At 55.5% G+C, this 11,223-nt stretch carries 12 protein-coding genes; 6 read left to right on the forward strand and 6 right to left on the reverse strand.

From position 1 onward, the window contains the following. Window positions 1-87: 87 nt before the first annotated feature. Complete coding sequence (locus V6M87_RS25920) at window positions 88-1,527, reverse strand: sensor histidine kinase (protein WP_332879562.1); 1,440 nt, start codon at window positions 1,525-1,527, stop codon at window positions 88-90. 23 nt (window positions 1,528-1,550) lie between these two features. On the opposite strand from V6M87_RS25920, the gene V6M87_RS25925 reads away from it, so the two are divergent. Further along, entirely contained in the window at window positions 1,551-1,763 is a 213-nt protein-coding gene (locus V6M87_RS25925) for a hypothetical protein (protein ID WP_332879563.1), read from the forward strand. 82 nt (window positions 1,764-1,845) lie between these two features. On the opposite strand, the gene V6M87_RS25930 is transcribed toward V6M87_RS25925, so the two are convergent. Continuing rightward, window positions 1,846-2,547 (reverse strand): hypothetical protein, encoded by a 702-nt coding sequence (locus tag V6M87_RS25930; protein ID WP_332879564.1) that lies wholly within the window; start codon window positions 2,545-2,547, stop codon window positions 1,846-1,848. Window positions 2,548-2,940: 393 nt separating this feature from the next. On the opposite strand from V6M87_RS25930, the gene V6M87_RS25935 reads away from it, so the two are divergent. Together V6M87_RS25935 and V6M87_RS27320 are read left to right on the forward strand one after the other, a co-directional pair. Continuing rightward, window positions 2,941-3,468, forward strand: coding sequence for a hypothetical protein (locus V6M87_RS25935; RefSeq protein ID WP_332879565.1), 528 nt, complete (start codon window positions 2,941-2,943; stop codon window positions 3,466-3,468). Next, the gene (locus V6M87_RS27320; RefSeq protein WP_442920644.1) at window positions 3,438-3,668 is read left to right on the forward strand and encodes an IS66 family transposase; all 231 of its coding nucleotides are present in this window, start codon (window positions 3,438-3,440) and stop codon (window positions 3,666-3,668) included. Before V6M87_RS25935 ends, V6M87_RS27320 begins: the two co-directional genes overlap by 31 nt. A gap of 44 nt (window positions 3,669-3,712) precedes the next feature. Here the strand turns inward: V6M87_RS27320 and V6M87_RS25940 are convergent, their stop codons facing one another. Continuing rightward, window positions 3,713-4,498, reverse strand: a complete 786-nt coding sequence (locus V6M87_RS25940) for an alpha/beta hydrolase (RefSeq protein ID WP_332879566.1) — start codon at window positions 4,496-4,498, stop codon at window positions 3,713-3,715. 1,008 nt (window positions 4,499-5,506) lie between these two features. Then, window positions 5,507-5,818, reverse strand: a complete 312-nt coding sequence (locus tag V6M87_RS25945; protein WP_332879567.1) for a hypothetical protein — start codon at window positions 5,816-5,818, stop codon at window positions 5,507-5,509. 59 nt (window positions 5,819-5,877) lie between these two features. Here V6M87_RS25945 and V6M87_RS25950 point away from each other — a divergent pair, with 59 nt between their 5' ends. Both V6M87_RS25950 and V6M87_RS25955 read left to right on the forward strand, forming a co-directional pair. Beyond that, complete coding sequence (locus V6M87_RS25950; RefSeq protein ID WP_332879568.1) at window positions 5,878-6,675, forward strand: HNH endonuclease signature motif containing protein; 798 nt, start codon at window positions 5,878-5,880, stop codon at window positions 6,673-6,675. A 395-nt stretch (window positions 6,676-7,070) separates the two neighbouring features. Continuing rightward, window positions 7,071-8,048, forward strand: a complete 978-nt coding sequence (locus V6M87_RS25955; RefSeq protein WP_332879569.1) for an IS481 family transposase — start codon at window positions 7,071-7,073, stop codon at window positions 8,046-8,048. Between the two features lie 157 nt (window positions 8,049-8,205). On the opposite strand, the gene tssK is transcribed toward V6M87_RS25955, so the two are convergent. After that, on the reverse strand, window positions 8,206-9,585 hold the full coding sequence (gene tssK / locus V6M87_RS25960) for a type VI secretion system baseplate subunit TssK (RefSeq protein WP_332879570.1): 1,380 nt from the start codon (window positions 9,583-9,585) through the stop codon (window positions 8,206-8,208). Window positions 9,586-9,799: 214 nt separating this feature from the next. Here tssK and V6M87_RS25965 point away from each other — a divergent pair, with 214 nt between their 5' ends. Continuing rightward, complete coding sequence (locus V6M87_RS25965; RefSeq protein ID WP_332879571.1) at window positions 9,800-10,972, forward strand: hypothetical protein; 1,173 nt, start codon at window positions 9,800-9,802, stop codon at window positions 10,970-10,972. Here V6M87_RS25965 and V6M87_RS25970 read toward each other — a convergent pair. Beyond that, window positions 10,933-11,223, reverse strand: a 291-nt coding sequence (locus tag V6M87_RS25970; protein WP_332879572.1) for a hypothetical protein, incomplete at its 5' end; no start/stop codon positions are given. The genes V6M87_RS25965 and V6M87_RS25970 overlap by 40 nt on opposite strands.

Genomic DNA, 11,223 nt, shown 5'->3' on the forward strand with positions numbered 1-11,223 from the left:
GTCCGGGCGCGCATTCGCGCCGAGGGCCAGCGCTTCGTCGGTGCCGCCGGGCAGGCTGACGCGCGCACCCATCGATTCGAGCAGTACCTACATGCCGGCCCGCACCGACGCGTCGTCGTCGACGACCAGCACGTGCCAGTCGTCTGCCTGGTGTGGCGCTGCCGGCAGCGGCCGCGCGTCCGCCCCGGCTGGCGCGTCATGCAGGGCGAACACCAGGTAAAAACTGGTGCCGGCGCCGGGCTGGGACACCATTTCCAGGCGCAGTTGCAGCAGCGTGGCCAGGCGCCGCACGATTGCCAGGCCGAGGCCCAGGCCGCGGCCCCGGTCGCGCGCCGAATTGCCGACCTGGTAAAACTCTTCGAACACCCTCTCCTGCTCCGCCGCCGAGATGCCGATGCCGCTGTCCTGGATCACCCACACCACTTGGCCATGGCTGGCCGACAGGTGCATGTCGACCTGGCCGGTTTCGGTGTAGTTAATGGCGTTGTCGACCAGGTTGCACACCAGCCGATCGAGCAGCACGGGATCCGTGCACACCGTCAACTCCGCCTCGCAATGGCTGGAAAACTGCAGGTTCTTCGCGTGAGCGGCAGGCAGGTAGGCTTGGTGGACGCGCGCAAAAAATGGGCCCAGCGCCAACTCGGCCGGCCGCACCGCCACCACGCCAGCATCGAGCTTGGAGACGTCGAGCAACGCTTCGAGCTGGCCCGCCAGCGCGCCGATGGCCTGCTCCATGTGGCCGAGGATATCGCAGCTGGCCGGGTCGAGCGGCTGCATCGACAGCGCGCCGGCGAACAGCGACAGCGCATGCACCGGCTGGCGCAAGTCATGGCTGGCCGACGCCAGGAAGCGCGTCTTGGCCCGGTTGGCGGCTTCGGCCGCGGCAAGGGCTGTGTTCAGCTGTTCGTTGAGCCTGACATGCTGCAGCCGGATCTCGAACGATGTGCGGAACAGGCGGAACGCGTCGCTGGCCAGCGCCATCAGCACGGCGCTGAAGATGGCCAGGATCACGGCAGTCGCGCCGTCGATCCAGTTGGGGTGGGCCGCGTTCCGGGTCAAGGCCCAGAGCGTGATCAACGGTGCCATCACCGGCACCAGATAGGCGAGGAAGACCGGCCGGTAGCCGGCGGTGGTGGCCACGGCGCCGGCGCACAGGCCGACCAGCAGCAGCGACTGCACGGCCCGCTGAAACTCCGGCAACGCGAGGAAAAACGTCAGCGACACGGCATGGGTGCAACCATTCAACGCACTGAGGAGGGTGGCCAGCACCAGCCGGCGCCGATCGCTCATGCCGGGCCATTCCTGCAGCCGCACCAGCACGTTCCGGCGAAATGCCAGCACCAGCGCCACCAGCACCAGCCACGCGCCCAGCATGCGCGACGGTACATAAGCGTATGCCATTGCCGCGATCATCAGCGCGGCGAGAAACACCGGGATCGGCACGCGGCCACCCTGGCGCGCAAGCAAACGTAGCAGTTCAGCTTCCAGGCTCGATGCGGTCGTGGCTGGCATGACTTCCGAGGTCATTCGCGTCACCTTATGTGCGAAACATGGCGCAGCAGCATCAATCCTTGCGCGTATTGCTTGACGTTACATCAACGCGTTTGAAAAGCCAACTAGTTGATTGGTCAGATACGGTGCCGGGGCGAATCGCCATGCCTGCGCTGGTCCGCTTCGCGCTGCACCTGATCCACGCACATGCGGTCACCATGATGAGCAGCAGTCCAAGTGGCAAAACCACCGAAGGAATTGCCAGTTCGTAGCGAAAACATGGGCGAAGCATTGAGGGGGGTGAATCGCCGCGCGTCTGCCAGACAATACAGCGGGGGCTCTTCATCTCAAATTTTATATTTGTTTTGTATCCCAAACTTTGAACACGTCTTCCGTCACTGTCTGCGCGACTTTTCCCTTACCTCTTGCCTGGACAACGAACTCAACTGATTCGTCAAGCCTCGTCGGCTTCTTTCTTATTCCAAACGCATTCGATTTTGAAAATGGGGCAATTGCCTCACCCAGAGCATTAATAATCGCTTTTTTGTCATTAAAATCTCCGTCATCGTCGTCAAGGTCTAGCATGCGTCCAATGATAGAACAGTCTAACAATGTGCCCCTCATCCAGAAAACCTCTGTAGAGTAACCGGCGCACCACGTAATGTTAGTTCCTTCTGTAAAAACTTCCATATTGATTGTGTTTCCACCGGCCAAACACGCCCCCAACATGACACCAGTTATGTTCAAGCTTTTCGCCACTTCACCAATTTCAAAAAGAATATCTCCAGTTTTCACGCCGCCTATACTGACTTCGCCGCCATGTGAAGCTATATAAATAACTGCATTCTCATACCTTTTCTTTGATAGAAAACCTAAAGCTTTTTTAAAACTTGATTTATCATAAAAATTGGCATGCAATACTTCCACATCACCGGCATATTTAGCAATGCCTTCTATAAATGGCAGAACGCTGCTTCGGTTTGCGTCGCCATCGTCAAGTTCCCATGGTGACTCAAGTATAAAGATTGCCCGGTTTGAGCTATGCTTTTTTTTCATTATTTTAACGACCTATCAGGATAAATTATTCCCTTTAAAACAAAGGGTGCGATGCGCTCTTCTTCGACATGTAATAACTACGTGAATCTGCTCTTCTTAAACTATCGCTTATGTTCGTACTCTTTCTGGGAAATCTTCAGTAGCCTTACACTTGTGGCAATTAGTATAACCCAAGAACTTAGCAGCCTTTGTTAGTCGTCCCGTCAGTGTCCCCTTTTTGCATCTTGGACAGACCTTCGTTTTCATCTTCTCGCCGTCCATGCGATCAAGCGCAAGCTTCGCATCAACGCCCCGTTCAACCATGAGACGAGACACATTGCCGTCGACGGTGACGAGCACAAGCGAACGCCTCGCACGAGTCGCCAACATGCAAGAAGAATCGAAGCAGTCCCAATGGTCATCCCGATTGCAGGCGCATGCCTTGTGGGGCAGCCGATCCGGTCCTGGTATGCGCTCAGTGGTGTGACCGAGGCGTCGTTCCGCTACTGGCGCAAGCGGTTGATGGCGTCGCCACCGCCGGCCATGCAGCTGATTGCACTGCCATTCGCCGCCAGCCATGGTGAGCGGATGCTCGAACTGGAAACGCCGCACGGCTATGTGATCCGCGTGGGCAGTCAGACACAAGCGGGCTGGCTCGTGTTGGCACCTGCGTTTCAAATACGCTTGTCGCCAGTGCGACCGCCACGGCGAAGCAAGCAAGATCGTCACCAGCCCAATGCCACCCCAACCGATCCCCGGCAGCAATGCAAGCGCTGGCACGGTGGCCACGGTTCTGACGGAAAAATACGCCGAGGGGATGCGGCCAGCATGACTGTGTTGCGCGGCGATATAGACGTCTCCGCGGCACGCTGGCGCAATGGTGTATCAGAGCCAGCATCCTGCTCACGCCGCTGTACGCGGCCTTGCGTCAGGCGTTGCTGAAAAATCCCTTCATCCACGGCGACGAAACCACGGTGCGGGTGTTCAAGGAATCGGGCCGCAAAGCGCAAAACACTTCGTACATGTGGGTCTGCCAAAAACGCCAATCTGGCGCCGACGTTCCGACCTGCTACCGTTCAACTTCGCGACTATCGGATAAAACCGAAGTTCACGCTTTACGTCGAGGCGTCAAGGTGCGGTAGATATCGCGCTTACCTTCAAAAGCTGCAAGCACATCAGCATCGCGCTACTGCTTGAAAGTCAGGCGCAGGGATTCCTTGTACGCTGGGTTGATCATGTCGACGTGTCCATACGAGCTTGTTGGAATGTGCCGCAGCTCCAGGCCTTGATAGCCGCGCGCGGAAATCATTTTATCGAACCCGTCGACATCCTTGGCATTCCCAAACGAATCGCCCGACAATATCAGCCTCGTGCCCGGCAGCTTGCCACCGGTGGCGGTAAACATGGTGCGCTCCATATCGGCCAGCGGTGCGCCTTGTTCGTGGGTTGCCATGTCCATCACGATGAAATTGGAAAAGGTGTGACCGGCCATGCGGTCGAGCAGCATGGCGGCGGCGGCGAAGTAGCCTCCATAGGAATGGCCGACCAGAGTGCGCTGGTCCAGCGCGATGCGATACGTCGATTCGACTTTCGGCAACAGTTCCGTCGTCAGAAATGTGTAGTAAGGGTTCAGACCTGGGTAACGGTAATCGGTGCTGCGCCGCGCAAAGCCGCCGATACCCACGATGATCGCCCGCACACCGAGTCCTTCGGTGATATGGGCGATGGGGGTGAAGAGGCCATTATCCGGGCCGCCATCAAGCACGTAAATGACCGGCAAACGGTCGTTCGTGCTGGCGTAGTTCGAGGGCAGATAGATATTGATCCGGTAGCTGCCGCCGGTCTGGATCGAGTCGACAACCATGTTCTTATTGATGCTGCCGGCGAGCGGCGTTTGCAGCGATGGTTCGGCGGGAGGCGTATCAGGCCCGCCGCACGCGCACAGCATGACCAGCAGCACCAATTCGAACACGCGGCGCAGGCCCGTCCTGAAGGATGAAAAGAAGGAAATGGATGGATGATTGAACATGATACCTCGCTGTAGAAGTTGGTTAGCGACAACATTTAGGCATGACGCCGCGCTCGGGGCTCGCCGCGCCTGCGATAAATTGCATGCGGGCGAGCCGGTTACGATCACAGGCGGACGCTGACAGTCAGCCACCGCCTGCATCAGTTGGATGCGAGCCTTTTGCGGATTAATCGTGTTGGAAGCGCAAAATCGAATTCGTCGTCATTCGTTTCGTTATTGCGCACCGCGATGGCGAAACGAAGAAACTCGACTGAGCCGGAAACCTTTGCGCCGAACTATGGCTAGCCACTGCAACTCTCCACCCTTGACGATTACCCCAACTTGCACGCCCCCGTTCCGAATTAGTATCTATAAATGGTGAATTGCGGACGTAAGCGTGTTCAAACATGCATTTACCCTTTTTCGGTTATTTCCGAATAGAGCTATTCCCCGCCCGGAGAATAGTTTATGTTTGCATGGTGTTTTCTTTCCGGGCTCATCAAGAAAAATTGCGCTCAAACCGGACGCATTGGCAGCAACAGCAACGCGTTTCCAAAGCCAATCAATGCCGAAGCACCAGACGATTGCAGCGGCGAATGCGTAGCGCACGCAACGCACCAATACGTAGACGCTGATCTGTCCATGGAAAAACAAGGTAAGCGGGAATTGCGTCCCACCTTCCAATCGTGAGGTAAGCCTTGCAAAATTGCAGCTTAATCAATTACTGGAGTCAACGCAATGCGCAATGAATCGACGAGACAAGCCTGGATGGTCCGGCTACAGGAGCAGGCGCTGGCGGTCACGGCACGTCAACTTCGCTGGTTGATCGATGGCTTGAACTGACACAACGCCATTGCCCACCAGCCGATGGCGCCGCGCCCGATGGTCTGAAAAATAATGTCAACAACATGCAAATGACGTAAACCGAAATCCAAATCGGTTGTGATACCAGCTTGGGTACTGGTGGTTATGCTAAGGCCGCGGGAAGAAGGTATGTGACGGCGCCAGTTCCACCAGTCTTGGCAGCGTTCTATAACTCCAAGTATCGGCACCGGCCACACCTTCAAGAGAGGCAACGGGCATGCCGCATGAGCAGACGAGCGCGGCATTGACATGCTTACCCATAGGAGTACTGAAGGCCAAAGCCACTTCCGCAGGGCCTTCGTGGCAAAGAGTGCCCATGGTCACCACCTGGTCTAGAAACTCCGTCATCATCGCCTCGATGCGATAAGCATACCCGCCATGCATTCCTTCAACCGGCCATGTGAATTTGAGTGCCTGCATTTTTGCTCCTCGTTGTAAGCTACGATTCTACCGTAGAGCACGGACAACGAAAGCACATCATGGCACCTAAGACACCTGTTCTTCCCCACGTAGCAACAGTGCCACCCACCCTCGTTTTGACTTGGGAATCTGGCTACGAAATATTGAACCTGGACGACATCGAGGAAGCGTTGAATTCAACGCCGCCTGGTGCGACGGTAGACACGACGGAATACCGAACCTCCGGACCCCATGATGTTGTGTATGAGCCACTACTGGAAAAATCCCCTGACGGCTTCACCCTAACCTACAGGAGCAAAGGTCACTGGATCGACGGCCAAGCAAAATTGCACGAGGCAGACGGTCTAACCGGAAAAGCTGTCTATAGCAAAAAAGGCAATGATGATAAAGAAGCGAATTGGATTTGCACATGGTTTGGAAACGACAAGCCAAAGATAGGCATCGATATCCCATGCAAATATTCGACCAATACACGCGACAAGAAGGAAGTGAAGATTTCTGTTCGTGACGCAAGGTTTAGAAATTTAATATTTGACAAAAACCCTAAGTGCATCATAACTGGTGAGAAATCCGAAAATCTACTTCAAGCAGCACATATTCATCAAGTTCACAACGAAGGAAGTGACACGATAGACAATGGCTTTGTAATGCGTTCAGACATTCATAGACTTTTTGATGAACATATATTGACTTTGAGCCGCGAAGGAAAATTTAAAATGGATCCTGTACCAGATTCTTATCAATATCTTTTCGAAGAAAACGGCCAATGGATTGATGAGCCAAAAATATCAAACATAGAACGTTATCAAGACAACATAGACTTGAGAAATGATTTGCGCCAGAAGGTGAAAGTTTAGAGGTTATGGTGCTATTGCCGATCATCATATGAGGCTAGTTGCAACATATAACAGAAGCTCAAAAGCTGTTGAAGGCATCAGGAGTGCAAAGAATCTTGCCAAACTTATTATTACTGATGACCTCATAATTGAACACAAGAAGAAGATCTTGTATGAAGTCTTATGGTTTCTTAGTGAAGCGGACGGCAAATATTCTACAAGTGTTGGCGCCGAGGCCGAATTGGCGCCCTGCGCCGAACTTGCCTGACCCAGGCTTACCTGTTTAGTTTCGTGTGATCATATTCCTCGTCGCAGCATGGCGCTATTCCGCGCCAAAGCCGTGCTTGACGAGTTGATCGCCGGTTTGCCGCCGCGGTCGTCCCATCGGTTGCAACAGATCGCATAAACTTCAGTCCATGAGCTCACGCATTCATCCCCAAGCGCGCACGACGCCAAAAATCCGGCAGGAAATCAAGGACTCTGGGCTATCCGACCGGGAGGCTGCCAAGGTCTTCAACATCACCCGTGCCACCGCTGCCAAGTGGCTCAAGCGCGACGATGTGCAAGACCGTTCGCACCGCGCGCACACGCTCCATACGACGCTGAGCGCGACGCAGGAGGCCATCGTGCTGTCGCTGCGCCAGTCGCTCTATCTGCCGCTCGACGACCTGCTCTACATCACCCGTGAATACATCAACGCCGCCGTCTCGCGGGCAGGCATCGCGCGCCTGCTCAAGCGCGAAGGCATGTCGCGCCTGGAGGACATCATCCCGACGGCAGAAGGCGAAACGCTGTCGACCAAAAAGACCTTCAAGGACTATGAGCCTGGCTTCGTTCACATCGACATCAAAAACCTGCCACAAATGCCCGACGAGACATCGCGTCGCTACCTGTTCGTGGCCATCGACCGCGCCACGCGCTGGGTGTTTTTGCACATCTATGGCGACATGACCGACCGTAGCAGCGTCGACTTCCTGCGCCGGTTGAAGATCGCCTCGCCCATCAACATCACTAAAATCCTGACCGACAACGGCTCGCAACTTACTGACCGGTTCTCGATGAAAGACAAGACGCCCAGTGGTCAGCATGCCTTCGATAAAGTCTGTGCGGGAATGGACATCGAGCACCGCCTGGCGCCGCCACGTCACCCGCAAACGAACGGCATGGTGGAACGCTTCAACGGCCGTATCAGCGAGCTGTTAAAGCAGACCCGGTTCGACAGCCGGGCCGATCTCGAAACGGCCTTGCTCAACTACTTGAAGCTGTACAACCACCACATTCCGCAGCGCGCCATTGGCTCCAGAACGCCAATTCAAGCGCTCAAGGAATGGCAGCAGAAGAAACCAGAGTTATTCGTCAAACGCGTTTATGACCAGGCAAGACTTGACAGCTAGTGAGCTAAAAGCCCTGAATTTAATACTTGCAACGCTGTCTATTCCCATCTTTGCCATTTTTGCATTTGTGGTTAATAAGTTCTTACTGTAGATGCAATGAATTTTCGGAGCACCTTCCCAAAATATCCGAACAGGTGATGGATTGCCAGGCGTCTGTTCAGGTAATCCCAATTAACTCGATTTTGAGCCCGGGAATACCGTCCAATGCAAGGACGACCAGTGCGCCGGCCTTGAGCGCGTTGTCGTACAGCGCACTTTTTGTCGACACCGAAAAGTAATAGGTGTTCGGGCGCACCGGCACTGCACTCGGCACTTGCGGCATGTGAACAACAGGGATGCCCGGCAGCGCCGACCCGACGATCTTCTCGATATCGTCGGGCGCGCCCAGCTTGAGCCGGTTCGGCAGCGACGCCACCAGTTGCAGTCCCGGCATATCGGCGTTCACCGCCAGACAGAGCTGCGTTTCCGTCGTAATTCTGGCCGGATCGAGCACGGCACGGCGGAGGGAAGTGCGGTTCCGGTCCGCCACCAGCGGTATCGAAAAATAGCGCGCTGAAATCACTGTGTCGACCAGGTCGCGCAGCAGTGTCTCCAGGTTGGCGAACACCTCCCCTAACGCTTCGTGCTGGTAGACGGGCAGATCGGCCGTTTTGTAGCGGTCGGAAAAGGTCATCAAGCCACCGGCCACGGTGAGCAATTTCTGATACAGCGTTTCGGGATGATGGCCTGGCGATCTGGCACAGTGCATCAGCTGGGCGTTCGCCGTACTGACGATATTGAGCATCCACCAGGACGACATGTCGCCGGACGACACCTCGTAGGTGTCGGCGCTGACTTTGCGATGCATGCGCTGCAGTGTTTCAATCTTGGCCGACATCGCACTGATCAGGCCATCGAGCATCCGGCCCAGTGCAGGCGTGGCGCCAATCCCGACGCACGGCGCAATAAACGTTGCGTCCATCTCGAAGCCGCCCTGCTCTGTCCGGCTGATCCGGATCAACGGCACACTCGCATAAGCGTCGCGCGTGACCAGATGCGAGATCAGGCGCGGCTGCTTTTTGAGATACGGCACGTCGATTGCCAGCGCTTCCGTGAACAGATCCAGCGCTTCGGCTGCGCAGCGGCCATAGCGGCTATCGCCTTCGGCATTGCCGCCCTGCGGCTTGAGCACCGGCAACGCAAGGTAAAACGTGAAGGTCTGAACATCGGCCGGCAGGCGCGACAGGTCGACCGGTTCGGGCAACAGGTCGGCCCCGGGGGCGTCGTAGACATCGCCATCAGGGAACAGTACCGACAAGGTGTCGGCATGCAGCCGATTGTGCCCCAGCGCATCGAGATTCCATTGCATCGACAGCACGCCCCATAAGTGAGGATTGATCGTCGCAACGGTTCGCCGCAGCCGGTTTTCATGATAAATGTCCTGAAGCTGAAAGTGCTGCGGGCCGAGCGTCAAGCCCTCCGACCACAATATCTTCGATCCGATGCTCATATGTCCTCCGAATGTAAAAACTTGCGCTAATAAAATTCCTGCCAGCATGACTTCGACGTCGCGCTACGAGGTTGATATTGATCAGTATTCCTGGCTCTCTCATTCTGCGTCCCACAACGCAACGACCGAAAATTTCGGCAGAATCCCATGTCGGCGGCGAACGAGCAGGAACGATGACTGACGCTTGAGGCCATCCCATCTGATTGGCGACTACAGCCACACGGCCCCAAGCGCATCCACCGCATTCCTCCCCACCCTCAATATGAAACCAGTCATCTACGCCTTGTTAGCAGTTTCGGAATCCGAGAAAGCTTGCTACATTGGCTCAACCAGAGATTTTGCAGGGCGAATGTCTCAGCATGCTTCCATTAGTCTGCAATCAACCTTGGTACACCTTTCCACGTCGACTGAGCTCTTCAATTGGGCAGCCCGCAACGCGATTTGCGTACAGGCCCTGGTGCTGGAAGAAGTCGTCGACGTCGACACCATTATTTTGAGGGAGGCCGTTTGGACTGAAGCGGCGCATGTCGCCAAATGGTTGCTTCCAGCGGTCGAACGATGGGGAGAAAGGCTGATCCCGGATCCGACGGAATGCACCGAAACGGCGCCGACATACGGGTTGCCAGACTTTTCCCTGATCGATATTTCAACCGCACGCCCGGTCAGCGAGTTCGCCGCGACTGGCTTGCGACATACCAAAAAACGAAGGAGGAAAAAAAATCGACTTGCTGAAACACGCGACGCAGAACCGGCGACAAACCCCTATTCCGTTCGTCTTCTGATCAATCCGGCTAACCATTGTCCTTTTTATGTCGGTCTCACCAGACCACTCGACGGCCTGCTCGAACCCGGCTCTGGAAGAGAAGCGGAAGAGCGAGAGAACATTTTTCTCGCAGCGAATCAAAGAGAAATGCGGGTGTATGCAGTGAGCGTCGAAGAAGCTGCCACATACGAAGCTGCCAAGCATGCCAAACAGTACTGGATCGGATTGCTTCTCCACTCGCACGGAAGCCTGATCAACAACGAGGTCAAGCACGCCAGTCAGCAGCGAGCCGTTGATCTCCATCTTGGGGCCATCCATTCGCATGGCAATGCCGGGATCAGGCCATTGTCGCCACGTGAGTTTATTTCCACAGCCTCAGACACGGGACAACGCGAAAAAATCGATCCTCCGCCGGAGAAAACCCGGCACAAAAAATCCTCCGCAGGTTCGTCGTCATGGCCAGCCCGTAACGGGAAACGCTGGGAAGCGGATGAGACAACTACTGTGAAGGCAATGTACCTCGAGGGCCACGACATTGCATCGATCGCGAAGAAATTTGACCGGACGCCCCGAAGCATTGAAATAAAACTGGCCACCCTCGCTGAAAACGACGCGGAACTCACAAACTGCCTTCAACTTGATGTGCGTCTGAACTCGGGCCTGCCAATATAAAAATCGGGGCTGCGCTGCCGGCACGCGTCAATGAATTCACTGCTGGCGATTGTAAAGGCGCTGCGCTCGCCAAACAGGTGGGACGAGTTCAAACCGTGTCGTTGCATTGCTCGATCGCAAAATTTCTTTAAACCAAGAATACATAATAGAACGATCGTCGTGGACGGCACATTAAGGACATCGTATGCAAGGCTTTTCGCCCGGCCTGTTTGATCGACTTGCCGACGATGACGCGCAAACCCATGTGTTAC

Origin of the sequence: Massilia sp. S19_KUP03_FR1 (genome assembly GCF_036688685.1) — a bacterium.
In the GTDB taxonomy this organism is placed as follows: domain Bacteria; phylum Pseudomonadota; class Gammaproteobacteria; order Burkholderiales; family Burkholderiaceae_D; genus JALYUM01.